Here is a 19,636-nt window from a genome sequence, read left to right on the forward strand (position 1 = left end):
CAGGATTTCTGCGCTCGTCGATACTACGGATCTGTCAGTCATGTTTGAGCCTCCCTGTCCAAAAAAGATGTGCGCAAGGGCGCCGGGAGACTATAGACCAGCTTCAGAAACCATTCGTCGATTTGCGACCCGCCGGTCACAAACCGCTACTACCCCGCTCAGAACTCGCCGTACTCGGCGCGCATGCGACCGTTGCGCTTGACCCGATAGAGCAAGGCATCGACCTTCTCGATGAACGCCACCGCGCTATCGCCCGCCGCCGGCGTGACAGTCCCCACGCCCAGGCTCAGGGTGAGCAGCGGCGACACGTCGGATTTTTCGTGGGGGATCTGCTGCTGTCGAACCAGTTGCATGCATTTCTCGGCCACCCGGTGCGCCTTGTCCCGAGAGGTGTGCGGCAGCAGCCAGACGAACTCTTCGCCGCCGATACGGGCAATGAAATCACCCGGTTCGTTCGCCGCCAGCGACAGCGTCTTGGCCACGGTGCGCAGTGCTTCATCGCCCTTGATGTGGCCGTAGTGGTCGTTGTACTGCTTGAAGTAGTCGATATCCATCATGATCAACGACAGCGGCTGATGGGTTTCCTGGGCGCTGGCCCACTCGCGTTCGAGCACGGTGTCGAACATGCGTCGGTTGGCGATGCCGGTCAGGCCGTCCTGATAGGAAAACGCTTCGAGCTGTTTCTGAAGACGCACTAGGTGCTCTTCGGTCTTCTTGCGCTCGCTGATGTCGAACATGAAGCCGACCAGCGCCTCGACCTCGCCGTTCTTGCGCACCACATGCACCACATCGCGAATCCATACGTAGTCGCCATCCCTGGTCAGGGCGCGGTAATCGGCCTCGTGATCGACGCCGGCCTTGGACTGCGACACGCAGAAGTTGACCACGTAATCGCGATCATCTGGATGCATGCGCTCGACCCAGTCGTTGATCCCGACCCAACTGCCCTGCTCCCAGCCCAGCAACTGTTCGATCTGCGGGCCGATGTAGCTGAACGTCATGCTCTGCCAATCAATCCGCCAGGGAATCGCCCGGGTCGATTCGAGCAAGGTTTTGTAAACGTCGCTGTCGGTGCCTGGCTGCAGGGATTCAATGCTCATGATCGACCACGGTTCCGGGGAAAAAGGTGGTGACAGCATGTGGCCACTATCGACGATAGGCAACGTCCGGATCATGACCTCGCGACACTTTCCAGACGACTGGTCAAACCCCAGCTATAAATCATCGATCAACCCCGTAGCAGTCCGGCTTGCCGGCGTCGGCATTTTCGACGGGACGGCCGCCGGCAAGCCGGACTGCTACGGGTGCCTCCATGAGGATTGAAAGAGACCAGCCATGAAGACGTTTGAGGTGCTGATCATCGGCAGCGGCTTTGGCGGACAGTGCGCGGCGATCAACCTGCTCAAGGCCGGCATCGACGACTTTCGCCTGCTGGAGCGGCGCGACTTCTTCGGCGGTACCTGGTGCCAGAACACCTACCCCGGCGCCACGGTGGACATTCCCTCGCCGCTTTACTCGCTGTCGTTCGCGCCCTTTCCCTGGACACAGATGTACGCGGGCCAGGAAGAACTGCAGCGCTACACCCGGCATGTGGTCGAACGCTTCGGGCTGCTGGACAGGATCGAAACCGGCGCCGAGGTCCAAGGGCTCACCTGGGATGACGCCACTCGGCACTGGACAGTCCAGACCAGCAAAGGCACGTTCAGCAGCCGGTTCGTCATCAATGCCAGCGGTCCCCTCAGTCAGCCACATATTCCCTCGTTCGAGGGTATGGATGTATTCAAAGGCACGAGTTTCCACAGTAATCACTGGGACCTTGGCTTCGATCACCGGGGCAAAAGGGTGGCGATTGTAGGAAGCGGCGCCAGCGCTGCGCAGATCATTCCGGCGATTGCCTCGGATGTCTCCCAATTGCACGTCTTCCAGCGCACCGCCCACTGGGTGCTGCCGCGCCCCGATCACACCTTCAGCCACCTGCAACGCCGACTGTTGACCAGCCCCCTGGCCTTGCGCCTGCTGCGCGCGCTGATTTACCTGAAGCTTGAGACCCGCTTCATCGGCTTCAAGTATTCGAAGGCCGGGCTTGCGCTGGTGCAATGGATGGCCCGCAGGCATCTGAAGCGGCAAGTGCCGAACGCTGAGCTACGGCGCAAGCTGACACCCGACTTCACCCTGGGCTGCAAGCGCGTGCTGCTCTCCAGCGAACTCTACCCGGCGCTGCAGCGCAGCAACGTGACGCTGCACAGCGCGTCCATCGCCCGGCTCGACCAGAACGGTATCGTCACCACGGACGGCGAGCATCTGGCGCTGGACCTGATCGTCTGGGCCACCGGTTTCGAGACCACCGATAACGCCATTCCCTATCCAATCGAGGGTAGGGACGGCCGGCGGTTGGCGGAGGTCTGGCAGCCCTTCCCGCGGGCCTACCTGGGCACCTGCGTACCGGGCTTTCCCAATCTGTTCCTGATCACCGGGCCCAACACCAGCACCGGCCACACCTCGGCACTGTTCATGCTCCAAGCGCAGATGCATTACGTGATAGCCAGTATTGCCAGCGTGAGAAACTCAGCCCAAGGCAGCATCGAAGTGCGCCCCGAAGCGGAAGAGCGCTACACCGCAATGATTCATCGGGAGATGAAACGCACCGTGTGGTCCTGGGGAGGGTGCCGCAGTTGGTATCAGAGCAACAGCGGCAAGGTGACGGTGATCTTTCCGGGCTTCAGCTTCAGCTTTTACCGGCTGACGCGGTGGCTCAAGCCCGGAGATCATGTGCTGCGAGAATGAATCAAGGCAGCAGCGAATACACCAGGGCCGAAATCGACACCAGGCCGACCACCACCACAAATACATTGGACAGCTTGCCCGCGTACTGACGCATGGCCGGGACCTTGCGCACGGCGTACATCGGCATCAGGAACAGCAGCGCCGCAATCACCGGGCCACCCAGGGTTTCGATCATACCCAGGATGCTTGGGTTGAGCGTCGCCACCAGCCAGCAGACCACCAGCATGAAGCCAGCGGTGAGGCGGTCCAGCATCTTGGGCGACGGACGGCTGCCGCTCTTGATGACCAGACCCTTGAGGCCTTCGCTGGCGCCGATGTAATGGCCCAGGAAAGACTTGGTAATGGCCACGAAGGCAATCAACGGCGCGGCAAAGGCGATGGTCGGGTTGCTGAAGTGGTTGGCCAGGTACGACAGGATCGACAGGTTCTGCGCCTTGGCTTCGGCCAGTTGCTCAGGAGACAGGGTCAGTACGCAGCTGAACACGAAGAACAGCACCATGACCACCATCAAGCCGTGGGCGCGGGACAGAATCTGCGAGCTGCGCTGTTCGGCAGCCGGGCCGTACTGGCGACGCTGATCCACGGCGAACGCGGAGATGATCGGCGAGTGGTTGAACGAGAACACCATCACCGGAATCGCCAGCCACAGGGTGTGCAGCAGCGCCGAGGGCGCAGGCACCTGGCTTGCGGTGGTGAGGATGCCGCCGGTCCAGTGCGGAATCAGGAACACCGCCAGGAACAGCAAGGCGACGATGAACGGATAGACCATCAGGCTCATGGCCTTGACGATCAACTGCTCCCCGCAGCGCACCACGGCCAGCAGGCCGAGGATCAGCACGAAGGCCAGCAGCGCACGCGAAGGCGGCTGAACGTGCAGTTGATGTTCCAGGAAGCTGCTGACGGTGTTGGTCAGTGCCACGCTGTAGATCAGCAGAATCGGGAACACCGCGAAGAAGTACAGCAGGGTGATCAGCGCACCGGCTTTCTTGCCGAAGTGCTGCTCGACGACTTCGGTGATGTCCGCGCCTTCACGGCCCGAGAGCACGAAACGCGTCAGGCCGCGGTGTGCGAAGAACGTCATCGGGAAGGCCAGCAGGGCCAGGATCAACAGCGGCCAGAAGCCACCGATGCCCGCGTTAATCGGCAGGAACAGGGTGCCTGCGCCGATGGCGGTGCCGAACAACCCGAGCATCCAGGTGGTGTCGTGGCGCTGCCATTTGGTGAGGCTGGAAGTCACGCTCGCGGGCGCGGCGTCGATAGGTTGCTCGACGCTGTTGGCCTGATCATTCATCCGGTCGATTTCTCCGTTGCCGGTGATAGCTACAAGGTCAAAAGCGCGTCGAAAAACTTGGCAGTCAGCGCCCCTGACCGGTTCTGTACAGGGAAAGGGGCGCGATTGTCCGGGATTAGAGAGCAGAATCAAAGGGTTGTCGGAGGGATGGTCGCAGATTCAGAGGTTTCCGACGGTTGGATGGGGGCAAAAATCCCCCTCTTGTAGGAGCGCGCTTGCCCGCGACAGCGGTGTGTCAGGTCAATCAATGCCATTTGACACACCGCCATCGTCCGGATGCGGCCCAGACCAAGCGCGCTCCTACGTGTCAGGCGTCAATTCGCCGCAACGGCACGCTCAACTCGACCCGCAATCCATCGTTGCGGCTGTCAAACCGCAACGAGCAGGCGCAGCGCTGGACGATCGCCTGCACGATCGCAAGCCCCAGCCCCGCGCCCGGGCTCTTGCCGTTGCGCCAGAAGCGCTGGGTCATCTTGTCCAGATCCGGCTCCGGAATGCCCGGGCCGTAGTCGCGCACCCGGAAATGCGCATGGCCGTCAAAGGTCTCAAGGCTCAACTCCACTCGCGCACCGGGCTGGGTGTGGCGCAGTGCGTTGTCCAGCAGGTTGCGCAATGCAGCGACCGCCAGCGCCGCCGGCATTTCCACCGGGGCGGTAGACAGGTGCCCCGGCAGGATCAACTGGATGCGCTCGTCATCGCCATGGTTGGCATCGTGAATCGCCAGCCGTGCGACCTTCTCGGCATCGCACTGCACGCCGTCATCGAACGACAGACTGCCCTCCACCCGTGCCAGCAGCAACAACTGCTCCAGGGTGCGGTGCATGCGGTCAGCGCCCTCCTCGGCATGGGCCAGCGCCCTGTCGCGCTTGTCGCCCTCGGTCATGCGCGCCACTTGCAGGTGGGTCTTGATGGCGGTCAGCGGGCTGCGCAGTTCGTGGGCCGCATCCCCGGTCAGGCGGCGCTCGCGCTCCAGGGTCTGGGCGATGCGCAGGAACAACTGGTTCTGGCTCTTGAGCAACGGCTGCAGCTCGCTGGGCAGGTTCGGCACGTCCAGTGGCTCGACCGAATCGGCGCTGTGCCGGTTCAAGGCGTCACGCATGCGATTGAGCGGCGCCAGCCCGCGACCAATGCCGAACCAGACCAGGATCAGGCTGCCGAACAACGCCACCAGCACCGGCACCGACGCCGCCAGCAGCACCGACTGGCCGAGCACATCGCGCTCGATCTGCCGGTCCGCGGTGCTCACCCGCACGTTGCCGTGCATCATCGTGTACACGCGCCAGTGCTCGCCGTTGATCATCTGGTCGACAAAGCCGCTGGCGTCAGCTTTCAAGGGTTCGGCGGGCGAGCTTTCGGTGCGCGCCAGCACCTGGCCGCGCAGGCTGCTCAACTGACAGGCCATGCCGTTGGGGATGCGCAGATCAGCGGTGTGCATCGAGCTGCTCTGGCCGTCGTCGGGCATCTGCATCTGCTCCAGCAACCCCGCCACCATCCGCGCCGAAGCCTCCAGCCGCTGGTCAAGGGACTGCATCATCTGCGTGCGCAGGTCGCGCAGCATCCACGCCGCTGCCAGCACCCAGATCAGGATGAACGCCGAACCCAGGATCAGGCTCAGGCGCGTGCGCAGGCTCATCATCCCTGTTGCTCCGCGACATCGCCGGCCGGCCCCAGGCGGTAGCCCAGGCCACGAACGGTTTCGATGATCCTGCTGCCGAGCTTGCGCCGCAGGTGATGGATATGGACGTTCAATGCGTTGCTCTCCACTTCATCGCCAAAGCCGTAGACGCAATCCTTGAGCTGTTCGCTGGACAGCACGCGCCCGTGATTGTTGAGCAGGGCCTGAAGCAGCGCCTGTTCGCGCCGGGACAGGTCAACCGCCTGGCCCGAGAGGCGGGTTTCGCGGGTGCTGGGGTCATAGGTCAAGGGGCCATGCTCGATCACGTTGACGCTGCGCCCCGCCATTCGCCGCACCAGCGTATGCAGCCGGGCGCTCAGTTCACGCAGGTCGAAGGGCTTGAGCAGGTAGTCATCGGCGCCCGCCTGCAGGCCATCGACACGGTCGGTAACAGTGTCGCGGGCCGTGAGGATCAACACTGGAATTTCCACCCCCTGCTGGCGAAGATGGCGCAGCAACCTGAGGCCGTCTTCGTCAGGCAGCCCCAGGTCCAGCACCATGACATCGAAGTGCGCCGCCGACAGCATCGCCCGCGCGCCCGCAGCGTTGGCGACGCGGTCCACGGTCAGCCCCTGGGCATCGAGGCCGGCGACGATGCCGCTGGCAATCAGGTCGTCGTCTTCACAAAGCAGTACGTGCATGGGCGGCCTCGGCAGAAAAGGCAATTGAAACAACGCGGGATTAAGAGTGGATTATGCATGATCCCCGGGCGGGTATTTCGACAGGTTGGTTGATGGGTTAATCGGCACTTAATCACAGGGCTCCAACCTCGGCTCATAGATGATTGGCAAGGTGTGCGCATGCGTAAGTTGTTGATACTGGTGCTTCTGTTGTTCCCGCTGCTGGCTCAGGCGTTGCCCGGCGGCGATCTGTTCAAGAAGCCCGATTTCCTGCCTGTCGAGCAGGCCTTCATATTCAGCTCCGAGCGTCTCGAGTCCGGAGAAACCCGTCTGTACTGGCAAATCGCAGACGGCTATTACCTTTATCAGAAGCGCCTCAAGTTCGACGGCCTCAGTGCGGGCCTGCTGCCGGTTCTGCCGGCTGGCGAAGACCACAACGACGAGTATTTCGGCCAGCAGCAGGTCTATCGGCAGGGCCTTGAGCTGACGATCCCGGCCTCTGCCAGCGGGCAGGTGAAGGTGGGTTGGCAAGGCTGTGCCGACGCGGGCCTGTGCTATCCGCCGCAAACCCAGGTGGTGGACTTGGGCAAAGGCGGTGCGACCGTGGTCAACGGCCAGTCACAGGATCAGGCGCTGGCCAGCACGCTGCAGGAACGCTCGTTGGGCCTGAGCCTGCTGATTTTCTTTGGTCTGGGTCTGCTGCTGGCCTTCACCCCCTGCTCGCTGCCGATGCTGCCGATTCTCGCCGGCGTGGTAGTGGGCAGTGGCGCCCGCCCGCGTCGCGGTTTCGCCCTGGCCGGGGTCTATGTGCTGAGCATGGCGTTGATCTACGCGGGGCTGGGCGTGGTCGCGGCGCTGCTGGGTGGCAACCTGCAATCCACGCTGCAACAACCCTGGCTGCTGGGCAGTTTCGCCGGATTGTTCGTGTTGCTCTCGCTGCCGATGTTCGGCTTTTTCGAACTGCAATTGCCGGCCTTTGTGCGTGATCGTTTGGAGAATGCCGGACGCCAGCGTCAGGGTGGCAGTCTGGTGGGCGCGGCCGTTCTCGGGGCGCTGTCCGGGTTGCTGGTCGGCCCCTGCATGACCGCGCCGCTGGCCGGCGCACTGCTGTATATCGCCCAGAGCGGCAACGCCTTGCAGGGCGGTCTAGTGCTGTTCATTCTGGGATTGGGCATTGGCCTGCCGCTGTTGCTGGTGGTGACCGTGGGCAACCGCTTTCTGCCAAAACCGGGCGCCTGGATGGACCTGGTCAAGGGCGTGTTCGGCTTCCTGTTGCTGGGCACGGCACTCTTCATGGTTCGTCCGCTGCTGGCCGAACCCCTGTGGCTTGCGCTGTTCGGCGCCTTGCTGCTGATCCTCGCGTTCAGCGCTATCGCTCAGACCCGCAGCCTTAAACGCGCGGCACCGATCTGTGCGCCAGTCGGGCTGATTCTCGGTTTGTGGGGCACGATGATGCTGGTCGGTGCAGCCGGGGGCGCGGACGATCCCTGGCAACCGCTGAAGGTCTACAGCGGTTCCAGGACCAACAGCGAAAGCGCAAGCAACCACGATGCCTTCACCACCATCAAGGATGCGGCCACACTGGACCGCGAACTCGCCGCAGCCAGCGCCAATGGCCAATGGGTGCTGGTGGACTATTACGCCGACTGGTGCGTGTCCTGCAAGATCATGGAAAAGACCGTGTTCGGGCAGAGCCAGGTCATCGAGGCGCTGAACGGTGTGCGCCTGCTGCGCCTGGACGTGACCGCCGACAACGACGCCAGCCGTCAATTGCTCGAACGCTACAAGGTCCCCGGCCCGCCAACCCTGTTGTGGCTAGGCCCGGACGGCAGCGAGCGCCGGTCGCACCGCATCACCGGCGAGGTGGATGACAGGGGCTTCCTGCAGCAGTGGCAAGCGACCCGGGAGCAGGGTTGATGCTGAGTTTTTCCCTGGGGCCCTTCTCCCTGGCGCTCAACCACTTGCTGCTGTTGGCGGCTCTGGTGCTGGCGACCTTTGTCGGCTGGCTCAGCGGCCGTCGCCAAGGGGTCAACCCGGAACGCGCGCTGTTCGGCCTGTTTCTGCTGGGGCTGTTGCTGGCGCGCGTGGGTTTCGTGCTGGTGTACTGGACGCAGTACCAGAGCCATCCGGCGAGCAGCATCGACATCCGCGATGGCGGGTTTCTGGTCTGGCCGGGGGTGGTCGCCGTGGTGATCGGCGCCCTGGTGCACGGCTTCAGGCGGCCCGCCTTGCGCACCCCGATGGGGATAGGCGTGGTCAGTGGCCTGGTGTTCTGGTGGCTGGCCAGCCTTGCGGTCAGCGCATCGCAACAGGATGCGCGCCTGCCGGACCTGACCTTGCGCAACGCCGCAGGTATGCCTGTGCAGTTGAGCGATTTCCAAGGCAAGAAACTGGTCGTCAACCTGTGGGCCACCTGGTGCCCGCCGTGTCGGCGCGAGATGCCGGTGTTGCAGGCGGCCCAGCAGGCGAACCCCGATGTGGTCTTCCTGTTCGTCAATCAGGCCGAGACCCCACGGGAGGTCGGGACTTTTCTGACAAACCAGGGTCTGCAACCAGACAACCTGCTGTTCGATGGCTCAGGTGAACTGGCCCGACGCGTCGGCTCGGCCGCGCTCCCTACCACCCTTTTCTACCGCCCCGATGGCCGCCTTTCGGCCAGCCACCTGGGCGAACTGTCCAACGCCAGCCTGACCCATGCCCTTGGGCAGCTCGCTGAACCGGCGGCACTGGCTTCCTCCCGAATCAGGAGTACTCAATGAGTTACATGCGGATTTCTACCTTGGCCGTCGCCAGCCTGCTCACCTTCCAGACCGCCCTGTTGCAGGCCGAAGAACTGCCCGCGCCGATCAAGGCGCTGGAAGCCAAGGGTGCGACGATCAAGGGCAGCTTCGACGCACCCGGCGGGCTCAAGGGTTATGCCGCCGAGTACCAGAAACAGGGCATGGCACTGTACCTGACCGCCGACGGCAAGCACGTGCTGGCGGGCAATCTGTTTGACGAGAAAGGCGAAGATTTGAGCGAGGCGCCGCTGCAGAAGCTGGTCTACGAGCCCATGACCAAAGAGATGTGGAACCAGATGGAAAACAGCACCTGGATCGCCGACGGCGCCAAGACCGCGCCCAAGGTCATCTACCTGTTCAGCGACGCCAACTGCCCGTACTGCAACATCTTCTGGGAACAGGCGCGGCCCTGGGTCAAGTCCGGCAAGGTGCAGTTGCGTCACATCATGGTCGGCGTGATCCGCGAAGACAGCGCCGCGAAGGCCGCCACCCTGCTGGCTGATGCCAACCCTGAACTGGCCCTGCAGAAGCACGAACAGGCGGGCAAGAGCAGCACGCTCAAGGCCATGGACACCATCCCCAAAGACATCCAGGCCAAGCTCGATGCGAACATGAAGCTGATGGACGACATGGGCCTGTCGGCGACACCGTCGATTTTCTACAAGGACGCCAATGGCCACCTGCAACAGCAACAAGGCGCCCCACGGCCTGACGTGCTGGCGAAGATGATGGGGCCCAAATAAGCCCGAGAGCTGTGCAGGATGTACCGGCCTCATCGCGAGCAAGCTCACTCCTACAGGATTGCAGCATTCCCTCGCCTCGCATCCATCCGTAGGAGCGCGCTTGCCCGCGACAGGGCCCTGCCAGGCAATAGAGGTGTGGCGGATGTACCACCGTCATCGCGGGCAAGCGCGCTCCTACAGCGGTCCACCGATTATTTGCCACACCCCGTAGGAGCGCGCTTGCCCGCTACGGGGCCGTGCCAGGCAATGGAGATGTACCGGATGTACCACCGCCGTCGCGGGCAAGCGCGCTCCTACAGCGGCGCATCGATTATTTGCCATACCCCGTAGGAGCGCGCTTGCCCGCGACGGGGCCGTGCCAGGCGATAGCGATGTGGCGGATGTACCTCCGTCATCGCGGGCAAGCGCGCGCCTACAGCGGTCCACCGATTATTTGCCATACCCCGTAGGAGCGCGCTTGCCCGCGACAGGCCATGCCAGGCGATGGAGATGTGGCGGATGTACCACCGTCATCGCGGGCAAGCGCGCTCCTACAGCGGCGCATCGATTATTTGCCACACCCCGTAGGAGCGCGCTTGCCCGCGACAGGGCCATGCCAGGCAATAGAGATGTGGCGGATGTACCACCGCCGTCGCGGGCAAGCGCGCTCCTACAGCGGTCCACCGATTATTTGAAATGCACAGTCCTGTAGGAGTGAGCTTGCTCGCGATAGGGCCCTGTCAGGCGACGCAGATGTCTGTAATACCCCTGTGACCTTCTGACCAATGGTCGCCCCCTCCCGAACCGTGGATACTGCGCCGGCTGTTCATCCATGTAAGAATGTCGATCAACATTTCAAGAGCCATAGTCGGGAGGCTCCTTTCAATGCGTTACGCCGAAGATCATAAAGCCCAAACCCATCAGCGCATCCTTGTCGAGGCGGGCGCGCGGTTTCGTCGTGACGGTATCGGCGCGACCGGTTTGCAGCCGCTGATGAAGGCATTGGGGCTGACCCACGGTGGCTTTTACGCCCACTTCAAATCCAAGGATGATCTGGTCGAAAAGGCCCTGCGTTGCGCGGTAGACAGCCTGCAGGCGTCGCGCGCTGAAAAGCTGGGCAATGACACCTCGGCCGAGGCGTTCATCGATATGTACCTGGCCCCGGCTCATCGTCTGGAGCCGGAGAACGGCTGCCCGTTGCCGACCATGTCCTCGGAGCTCGGCCAGCGCGGCCAGCCGAGCGAAATCACCGACGAGCTGATCAACAGCATGCTCGCGGCACTTCAGGCCGGCATGCCCGAGGGCTCCGAGAACAGCGACAAGGCCGTGATGATGATGTCCAGCCTGGTCGGCGCTCTGGTCCTGGCCCGTAGCGCCAAAGACCCGCAACTGGCCGAGCGCATCCTCAAGACCACCCGCGAGCAGCTCAAGCTGCAGATCCCTCAGGCATGAGGTGAAATGCCCCTGCCGCCACAGGCAGGGGCATGGCGTTTCAATCAGGCTTCGAAGCGGCGGAACAACACGCTCGCATTGACGCCGCCAAAGCCGAAGCCGTTGGACAGCGCATACTCGATCTTCATCGGACGCGCCTTGCCGTGGACGATATCGATGCCCGCTGCCGCCTCATCCGGCTTCTCCAGGTTCAGCGTCATCGGCGCTATCTGATCCCGAATGGCCAGTGCGGTGAAAATCGCCTCGATGCCACCCGCCGCACCCAGCAGGTGCCCGGTCGCTGACTTGGTCGACGTCACCGCCACCCCGCCCTGATCGCCGAACACTGTCTTGATCGCCGCCATCTCGCCCTTGTCACCCACCGGCGTTGAAGTGGCGTGGGCGTTCAGATGCTCAATGTCGGACGGCTTGATGCCGGCCTGGCGGATGGCCGCCTGCATGGCCCGACGTGCGCCGCTGCCGTCCTCGGGGCCGGCGGTCAGGTGATAGGCGTCGGCGCTGGTGCCATAACCCACCAGTTCGACAATTGGCTTGGCACCTCGCGCCAGCGCATGCTCAAGAGACTCGATGACCATGATGCCGGCACCCTCACCCATCACGAAGCCGTCGCGGTCCTGATCGAACGGCCGCGAGGCGCGCTCTGGCGTGTCGTTGAAGCCACTGGAGAGCGCCCGGGCCGCCGCGAATCCACCCAGCGACACTCGGTCGATGCAGGCCTCGGCCCCGCCGCATATGGCGATGTCCGCCTCACCGGCGAGGATCATCCGCGCCGCATCGCCGATCGCCTGCACACCTGCGGCGCAAGCGGTCACTGGTGCGCCAAGCGGTCCCTGGAAACCATGCTGAATAGAAACGTGCCCGGCCGCCAGATTGACCAGAAACGATGGAATGGTGAACGGCGAAAGCCGGCGTGGCCCACGGGAATCGGTGGTGCGTACCGCATCGGCAATCGAGACGAAGCCGCCCACCCCGGAACCGATGATCGTTGCCGTGCGCTCGCGCTCCTCATCGGTGGAAGGCGCCCAGCCCGCCTGCGCCACCGCCTGCTGGGCCGCACCGAGGGCGAACAGGATGAAACGGTCCATCTTCTTCTGCTCTTTGGGCGGCGCTGCGGCGTCAGCGTCGAACCCGGCTTCGGGATCCTCGGCCAGCGTCGGCACTGGCCCGCCGACCTTGGCCGGCAGATCGGCCACTGTTTCCTCAGGCAGCCGGACGATACCGGAGCGCCCTTCGAGCAGCCGCTGCCAGACGGCCTCGACTCCCGTACCCAAAGGCGTCACCAGCCCCATCCCCGTGACTACGATGCGACGTGCGTTCATGGCTTCACCCTTTAAACCTTCATTGCATGGAAAGGCGCAGATTCATGCGCCAGATGTGTAACGTCGTGCCTGCGATTGCCCATGAGTCTGGGTCCATGGGCGTTGAGCGTAGCAATCGAGGTATATTACGACCGTAATTTTCAAGATTATATGATTTTTGTCATTTGAAGTGTCAAGCCCGGGCGATGACTGCAACCCTCATCCCCCAACTGTCACTGGGTAAAAAAAGACCGATCATCGATCGGTCTTCTGCTGCGTCCGCGGGTCAGTCAAGCGCCAGCTTTTCCCGGTTCCTGTCGACCAGCGCCTTGCCGATGCCCTTGACCTCAATCAACTCGTCGACCGACGCAAACGCACCGTTTTCATCACGATAGGCGACGATCGCCGCTGCCTTGCCCGCGCCAATGCCGGACAGTTCCTTGTGCAGGACGTCCGCCGAAGCGGTGTTGATGTTGACTTTGCCCGACTGCGCTGCGGGTGCGGCCATCGTCGTGGCGGGCGCCGGGCTGGCTGTCGCGGCGGGGGTTTGTGCGTTGGCAGCCATCGAGAAGCTGGCGACCACGGCGAAGACGAGGGAAGAAAGGTAGGACATGCGCATGAGTAATACTCCATGACATCGTTGATTAGGGAGCAGCTTTCCTGAGCTGCTTCCCTAACCTAGACCAATCTCATGAACTCACCCGCGATGATGCGTCACCGGATATGTCCCCCGCAACGGGAAGCCGGGGCAACGCATCAGGGATCCGGATCAGGGCTCCTGGCGGCGCTGCTGGTGTATCCAGTCGACGATTTCGCCTTCCGGTGCGTAGCCACTCACGGTGTCCCGCAGAATCTGCCGGACCCGGTCGTAGTCGTCCTCTTCCACGGCCTTGAGCAGGTCCGAGAGCACCAGCTTGAAGCCTTCCCAGGGCAGGAAGTCTTCGTGGGCACTCATGATCATCGGGTGGCTGGTGGCAACGACGTTATCGCCGATCAGCAACTCCTCGTATAACTTTTCACCCGGCCGCAGCCCGGTGAACTCGATGGCGATGTCGCCGTGAGGGTTCTTTTCGGACCGAACGCTCAGGCCCGACAGGTGCACCATCTTCTCCGCCAGCTCGATGATCTTGACCGGCTCACCCATGTCGAGCACGAACACATCGCCGCCCTGCCCCATGGAACCCGCCTGGATCACCAATTGGGCCGCTTCCGGAATCGTCATGAAGTACCGGGTGATGCGCGGATGGGTGACCGTTACCGGGCCACCTGACTTGATCTGCTTGTGGAACAGCGGAATGACCGAGCCCGATGACCCCAGCACGTTGCCGAAGCGGACCATGATGAAGCGTGTCTTGTTGACCTGGTGAACCCGGGAGCGGTCACCGAACATCACCGGTGCCACTTCGCGGCTCAGGGCCTGCAGGATCATCTCGGCCAGGCGCTTGGTGCTGCCCATCACGTTGGTGGGCCGCACGGCTTTGTCGGTGGAAATCAGCACGAAGTTGGCCACACCGGCCTGCAACGCAGCCTGCGCCGTATTCAGCGTGCCGATGACGTTATTGATCACACCTTCGGCAATGTTGTGCTCGACCATTGGCACATGCTTGTAGGCGGCGGCGTGGTAGACGGTGTCGACCTTCCAGGTCTTCATGACGTCCAGCAGCTTCTCGTGATTGCGCACCGAGCCAAGGATGGGCAGCACATTCACCCGCAGGGATTCGGCATTCACCCGCTGCTCAAGCTCGGACAGGATCGAGTACAGGTTGAACTCGCCGTGATCGACCAGCAGCAAGGTGCTGGGGTGCAGGGAGAGAATCTGCCGGCACAGCTCCGAGCCGATGGAGCCGCCCGCACCGGTCACCAGTACGACCTGGCCCTTGATGCAGTGCTCCAGCAGGCCCTCCTGGGCGGGCACAGAGTCCCGGCCGAGCAGGTCGGCGATATCGACTTCCTGCAGGTCATCGACCTTGACCCGACCAGTGGCCAGGTCGGAGAAATTCGGAACGCTGCGCACATGCAGCGGAAAACCTTCGAGGAAACCCAGGATTTCCCGGCGCCGTGCCCGGGCCGACGAAGGGATGGCCAGGAGAATTTCCTGCGCCCCCGTCACGTCGATCATCTGCTGGATGTGCTTGGGCTTGTAGACCTGCAAGCCGGAAATGACCCGGTTGGAGATCGAGGAATCGTCATCGATGAACGCGACCGGACGCATCGCCCGGCCCATGCGCAGTGCCGTGGCCAACTGGTTGCCGGCAGCGCCTGCGCCGTAGATCGCAACCCTTGGCAGGCCATTGTCGCGACTGGTGAACGGCACGTGCTGCGCGGCCGAGAACCAGTCACCCAGGAAATATTGGCGCATGGCCAGCCGCAGGCCACCGATCATGACCAGGCTGAGCCACCAGTAGTTGAACATCAGCGAGCGCGGCACTACATGCTGGTGGTTGCTGTAGAGGTACACCACCATGCCGAGGCTCAGTGCAGACAGGCTGACGGCCTTGATGATCGCCACCAGGGCATCGTTGCCGAAGTAGCGCATGACCGCACGGTACATGCCGAAACGGACGAAGAAGGGAATGGCCACGACGGGGGCGCAGAGGAAAAGCCAGGTATGCACTTCAAACGGGTTGATCATCTCGTCGATGCCGAGACGAACCACGAACGCCATCCACAGCGAGAACCAGACTAGAAAGATGTCTGTGATGACCTGAATGATGCGTTTCTTGCGACGTGGCAACGCGAGCAGCAAAGCGCGTACTTTATCCATGCTTCCCTCGAACAAATGTTCTATCTCCTATCGACCCGCAAATACCGGGAATCTATCCCTGCCATGCAAGGGTCCCCACAAAGGCGGAAAAATCGCCTCAGCGCTGACTACAGCCATCCTCGTGCCCCACGACGGCTCCATGGCTGCCCGACGACGCGGACATCATGCGCGCAAATCGCGACAGCTTGGCGAGTGACAACGACCAGAAAATGATCACACCGACATCAGGCATCACCTGAAGCTGTGCTCACCGTGGTTCAACGGTGAGACGGCACTGCTTCCCGGAGCCCCAATACTTTGCTGCCGCACTGAGGCCGGCAAATGAGGGTAACTGCAGTGTCTACGACAAAATTCTGGGCAAGAATAAGCCATACACTGGAAAACCGCGAGAAATTCACCTCGCGATTGCCGGACAGATGTCGTGGGAAACAGAAAAAAACCCTGACGGCCACCTGACGTTCAGGTCCGGTGGCCGTCATGGGCCGGGCGTTACCCGGCGTTCAACAGCGCTTCGATTTCCTTTACCTTGGCCTCGACCAGCGGCATGTCACGGCGACTTTCCACGTTCAGACGCAACAGCGGCTCGGTATTGGAGCCACGCAGGTTGAACCGCCACTCGGCAAATTCAACGCTGATACCATCGGTTTTATCGACGTTCGTGCTCAAGGCCGAATAATGCTCCAGCACCTTGGCCAGGATCCCCTTGACGTCCGACACCTTGTAGTTGATCTCGCCGCTGCACGGGTAGGCCTCCATGCGCTCATCGACCAGCTCGGAAAAGCGCTTGCCCGACACCGACATCAGCGCCGTGACGAGCAACCACGGAATCATCCCGCTGTCGCAGTAGGCAAAATCGCGGAAATAGTGGTGTGCGCTCATTTCGCCGCCGTACACGGCGTCTTCCTTGCGCATCCGCTCTTTGATGAACGCGTGACCGGTTTTGCACAGCACTGGCGTGCCGCCGGCAAGCTGGACCTGATCGATGGTGTTCCAGGTCAGGCGCGGGTCATGGATGATCTTGGAACCCGGATGTTGTTTGAGCAACATTTCCGCCAGCAGCCCTACCAGGTAGTAGCCTTCGACGAAACGCCCGCGCTCGTCGAAGAAGAAGCAGCGATCGAAGTCCCCGTCCCAGGCCAGGCCAATGTCGCAGCCGTGCTTGAGCAACGCTTCGCGGGTGATGGTGCGGTTTTCCGGCAGCAGCGGGTTGGGCACGCCATTGGGGAAGTTGCCGTCAGGCTCGGCGTTGATGATCACCCATTCAAAGGGCAGCTTGCCCTTGATCGCTTCCAGTGCCGGGCCGACTGCACCGTTGCCCGGGTCGGCGAGAATCTTCAGCGGGCGCAGTTGCGCGCCTTCGATGTAGGTCAGCAAGTGAGCGATGTAGGCGGACTTGTCCGGCGCCTGTCTGACTTTGCCTGGCGTGGCTGAAGCCTGGCCGAAATCACCGGCATCGACACGCTGGCGGATCGCGTCCAGGCCGCTGTCGCCGCTGATGGGACGGGATTCGCGCTGCACCAGTTTCATGCCGTTGTAGCCTTTGGGGTTGTGGCTGGCGGTGACCATCACCCCGCCATCAGCCTTGTAGTGGCTGGTGGCAAAATACACTTCTTCGGTTCCGCAAAGGCCGATGTCGATCACATCCGCGCCTGCTTCCTGGATGCCATTCATCAGAGCCTGGGCCAGGCCAGGGCTTTCAAGACGCATGTCCCTGCCGACGACGATAGTTTTCGCGCCCAACTGCGCCACCATGGCGCGCCCGATACGATAGGCGATGTCGGCGTCCAGATCGGTTGGGACCTGCCCGCGAATATCGTAGGCTTTGAAACAACGGGTCTGAATTACGGGATAGTCGGGTTTCATGTGTAAGACCTATGCGACGAAACAGCCCGAAGGCTCCTCTGTTTAGTATGAAGCAGCCCTCTGAACGGACTGCACGCTACCCTCGTGCATAACAGCGTGAGGCGACCCTTAGGCACCGAAAAAGCGGATTTGTTATCAATACCACGACATTTATCTCGGCCACCCTCACACCTGCCCTGTACGGCAAGAACGATAGCCGCACCTGCGGCGCTGGCAAGGCAGTGCCTGGCTGAATGTGTTTGCAGGGGTGTCAAATGTGCTCGAGTGCTCAAACCCGGCCCTTTGCGTGCATCGCGCAGCAAGTGACGAACGGCGGGAAAAGCGTGAGGAAGGTGTAGCGAAGGGGCCTGCACGCCTCGAATCCAGCACGACGGGGCTGGATTCGAGACGGCAGGTGCATCCGCGCCAGAGTGGCGCAGAACGGATCAAACCGGGTTTTCTTCCAGCCAGGCCTGGAACATCAGGACATCCCACAGGTGGTAGGCCCAGTTGCGGCTACCGCTCAGGTGCTCGGCCCATTTCTGCCGGATCGGCTCAGGGTGCAGATAGCCTTCCCTGCGCAAGCGCCCCTCGTCCAGCAACGCCTCAGCCCAGTCTTTGAGCGGGCCACGCAGCCAGGCGTCGATCGGTACGCCGAAGCCCATCTTCGGACGGTCGATGAGGGACTGCGGCACGTGCCGGTACAGCACTTGGCGCAAGGCCCACTTGCCCACGCCGTCACGCTGCTTGAGCGACTGCGGCAACTGCCAGGCGAACTCCACCACACGATGGTCGAGCATCGGCACACGGGACTCGAGCGTCACCGCCATCGAGGCACGATCCACCTTGGTGAGGATGTCATCGGGCAGGTAGGTCAACAGGTCCAGGACCATCATGCGCTCGATCGGGTCCAGGGCGTCGATCTGCGGGACGTTTCCGGTCAGCCAGGTGGTCGGTTCCTGGCCGCCAATCACCACCTGTGCAGGGTCGGACCAGTGCGACACCAGCGCGTGGTAATACTGGTTGATCGAGGTGCTTGCCAGCACGCCAGCGCCCTTGTGCACCTTGTCGCCGAAGCGGTTGCGGAAGATCGGCGATGGCAGCCAGCCGGCAAGTTTCGACCAGGTATCCGGCGAGATCGACGTGATGGCACTGGCCAGCGGCTTGCGCAGGGCCACAGGCAGACGCTCGATCTTGCTCCAGGCACTGGCACCGGCGGTGTAACGGGTGTATCCGCTGAACAGCTCGTCCCCGGCATCGCCCGACAGGGACACGGTGACGTGCTGGCGCGCCAGTTGGGAAACCAGGAAGGTCGGAATCTGCGAAGAGTCGGAAAACGGCTCGTCGTAGATGCCCGGCAGCGACGGAATTACCGAGAGCGCCTGCTGTGAAGTCACGTACAGCTCGGTGTGGTCGGTGCCCAGGTGGGCGGCCACGGCCTTGGCATGTTCGGCTTCGTTGTAGCCCTTTTCGTGGAAACCGATGGTGAAGGTTTTCACCGGCCGGCTCGACTGCGCCTGCATCAGCGCCACGATGGTGGAGGAGTCAATGCCGCCCGACAGGAACGCGCCCAGGGGAACGTCCGCCATCATTTGTTGCGAAACAGCCGACTTGAGCAGCGTTTCAAGCTCGTCGACCGCCTGAACGGGGTCGCGCTCCTGCTGGCGCGAGGCGGAACCGTCTTGCACCACCTGCAGCACCGACCAGTATTCCTGGATGACAGGCTCTGGCTGCTTGACCGACACACGCAGGATGCAGCCTGGCTGCAGCTTGCTGATGCCCTGGTAGATCGAATGCGGCGCAGGGATGTAGTTGTGTCGGAAGTATAACGCCAAGGCGTTGCGGTCGATGGACGGGCTGAACGAAGGGTGCGCGCGCAGGGCCTTCAATTCCGAACCGAACATGAACACCGCCTGCTCGCCCTGCCCTTGCCAGCCGTAGTACAGCGGCTTCTCGCCCAGACGATCGCGGGCGAGGATCAGCGTCTGCTCCTGAAGGTCCCACAGGGCAATAGCGAACATGCCGATACACTGTTTCAGGGTCTGCTCGATGCCCCAGGCATCGAACGCAGCCAGCAGCGTCTCGGTGTCGGAATGACCGCGCCATGCATGCACCCTGCCCGTTTCATCGAGCTGGCGGCGCAGGTCCAGGTGATTGTAGATCTCACCGTTGAACACCATGGTGTACCGCCCCGAATCCGCCAGCATCGGCTGGTGGCCGGCCGGGGAAAGGTCGACGATCGCCAGGCGACGGTGGGCAAGGCCCACGCTGACGTCAGGGCTGACCCAGACACCATGATCGTCCGGGCCGCGATGAAGAATGGCATCGGCCATCCGCAAACATTCGTCGTGCAGCGACGCTTGCGTCGCCTGCCCGGGCCATTTCAACTGTCCAGCGATTCCGCACAT

15 protein-coding genes are annotated in these 19,636 nt (G+C 62.5%); 6 read left to right on the forward strand and 9 right to left on the reverse strand.

Annotation, left to right across the window (positions count from 1 at the left end):
- Positions 1-158: 158 nt before the first annotated feature.
- Complete coding sequence (locus ACIPOO_RS02295; RefSeq protein WP_400604122.1) at positions 159-1,100, reverse strand: diguanylate cyclase domain-containing protein; 942 nt, start codon at positions 1,098-1,100, stop codon at positions 159-161.
- On the opposite strand from ACIPOO_RS02295, the gene ACIPOO_RS02300 reads away from it, so the two are divergent.
- A complete protein-coding gene (locus ACIPOO_RS02300; RefSeq protein WP_274132276.1) occupies positions 1,099-1,323 on the forward strand; it encodes a hypothetical protein in 225 nt (74 codons plus the stop codon). The genes ACIPOO_RS02295 and ACIPOO_RS02300 overlap by 2 nt on opposite strands.
- 12 nt (positions 1,324-1,335) lie before the next feature.
- Positions 1,336-2,784 carry a flavin-containing monooxygenase gene (locus ACIPOO_RS02305; protein ID WP_400604125.1) on the forward strand — a complete coding sequence of 483 codons (1,449 nt, stop codon included), beginning with the start codon at positions 1,336-1,338 and terminating at the stop codon, positions 2,782-2,784.
- A 1-nt stretch (position 2,785) separates the two neighbouring features.
- Here the strand turns inward: ACIPOO_RS02305 and ACIPOO_RS02310 are convergent, their stop codons facing one another.
- From ACIPOO_RS02310 to ACIPOO_RS02320, 3 genes are all read right to left on the reverse strand, one after another.
- Positions 2,786-4,075, reverse strand: a complete 1,290-nt coding sequence (locus ACIPOO_RS02310) for a serine/threonine transporter (protein WP_400604127.1) — start codon at positions 4,073-4,075, stop codon at positions 2,786-2,788.
- Positions 4,076-4,382: 307 nt separating this feature from the next.
- Positions 4,383-5,711 carry an ATP-binding protein gene (locus tag ACIPOO_RS02315; protein WP_400604129.1) on the reverse strand — a complete coding sequence of 443 codons (1,329 nt, stop codon included), beginning with the start codon at positions 5,709-5,711 and terminating at the stop codon, positions 4,383-4,385.
- Complete coding sequence (locus tag ACIPOO_RS02320) at positions 5,708-6,391, reverse strand: response regulator (RefSeq protein ID WP_274132280.1); 684 nt, start codon at positions 6,389-6,391, stop codon at positions 5,708-5,710. Before ACIPOO_RS02320 ends, ACIPOO_RS02315 begins: the two co-directional genes overlap by 4 nt.
- A 159-nt stretch (positions 6,392-6,550) precedes the next feature.
- Here ACIPOO_RS02320 and dsbD point away from each other — a divergent pair, with 159 nt between their 5' ends.
- The 4 genes from dsbD to ACIPOO_RS02340 all read left to right on the forward strand — a co-directional run bounded on the left by dsbD (position 6,551) and on the right by ACIPOO_RS02340 (position 11,324).
- On the forward strand, positions 6,551-8,287 hold the full coding sequence (gene dsbD, locus ACIPOO_RS02325; RefSeq protein WP_400604131.1) for a protein-disulfide reductase DsbD: 1,737 nt from the start codon (positions 6,551-6,553) through the stop codon (positions 8,285-8,287).
- On the forward strand, positions 8,287-9,129 hold the full coding sequence (locus ACIPOO_RS02330) for a prolipoprotein diacylglyceryl transferase family protein (RefSeq protein WP_400604133.1): 843 nt from the start codon (positions 8,287-8,289) through the stop codon (positions 9,127-9,129). The genes dsbD and ACIPOO_RS02330 overlap by 1 nt, the downstream gene beginning before the upstream one ends.
- A gap of 5 nt (positions 9,130-9,134) precedes the next feature.
- Positions 9,135-9,893 carry a thiol:disulfide interchange protein DsbG gene (gene dsbG, locus ACIPOO_RS02335; protein ID WP_400605161.1) on the forward strand — a complete coding sequence of 253 codons (759 nt, stop codon included), beginning with the start codon at positions 9,135-9,137 and terminating at the stop codon, positions 9,891-9,893.
- Positions 9,894-10,757: 864 nt separating this feature from the next.
- Positions 10,758-11,324, forward strand: coding sequence for a TetR/AcrR family transcriptional regulator (locus tag ACIPOO_RS02340; protein WP_274132286.1), 567 nt, complete (start codon positions 10,758-10,760; stop codon positions 11,322-11,324).
- 44 nt (positions 11,325-11,368) lie between these two features.
- On the opposite strand, the gene fabF is transcribed toward ACIPOO_RS02340, so the two are convergent.
- From fabF to asnB, 5 genes are all read right to left on the reverse strand, one after another.
- A complete protein-coding gene (gene fabF / locus ACIPOO_RS02345) occupies positions 11,369-12,643 on the reverse strand; it encodes a beta-ketoacyl-ACP synthase II (RefSeq protein WP_400604136.1) in 1,275 nt (424 codons plus the stop codon).
- A gap of 265 nt (positions 12,644-12,908) precedes the next feature.
- The gene (locus ACIPOO_RS02350) at positions 12,909-13,241 is read right to left on the reverse strand and encodes a ComEA family DNA-binding protein (protein WP_400604138.1); all 333 of its coding nucleotides are present in this window, start codon (positions 13,239-13,241) and stop codon (positions 12,909-12,911) included.
- Between the two features lie 150 nt (positions 13,242-13,391).
- Positions 13,392-15,386: a polysaccharide biosynthesis protein gene (locus ACIPOO_RS02355; protein ID WP_400604140.1), complete on the reverse strand. Its 1,995-nt coding sequence runs from the start codon at positions 15,384-15,386 to the stop codon at positions 13,392-13,394.
- Positions 15,387-15,875: 489 nt separating this feature from the next.
- Positions 15,876-17,249, reverse strand: a complete 1,374-nt coding sequence (locus tag ACIPOO_RS02360; protein ID WP_400604142.1) for a phosphomannomutase — start codon at positions 17,247-17,249, stop codon at positions 15,876-15,878.
- Between the two features lie 425 nt (positions 17,250-17,674).
- On the reverse strand, positions 17,675-19,636 hold the full coding sequence (gene asnB, locus ACIPOO_RS02365) for an asparagine synthase (glutamine-hydrolyzing) (RefSeq protein WP_274132293.1): 1,962 nt from the start codon (positions 19,634-19,636) through the stop codon (positions 17,675-17,677).

Origin of the sequence: Pseudomonas sp. NPDC090201 (assembly GCF_044746825.1) — a bacterium.
GTDB classification, from domain to species: Bacteria; Pseudomonadota; Gammaproteobacteria; order Pseudomonadales; family Pseudomonadaceae; genus Aquipseudomonas; species Aquipseudomonas putida_AD.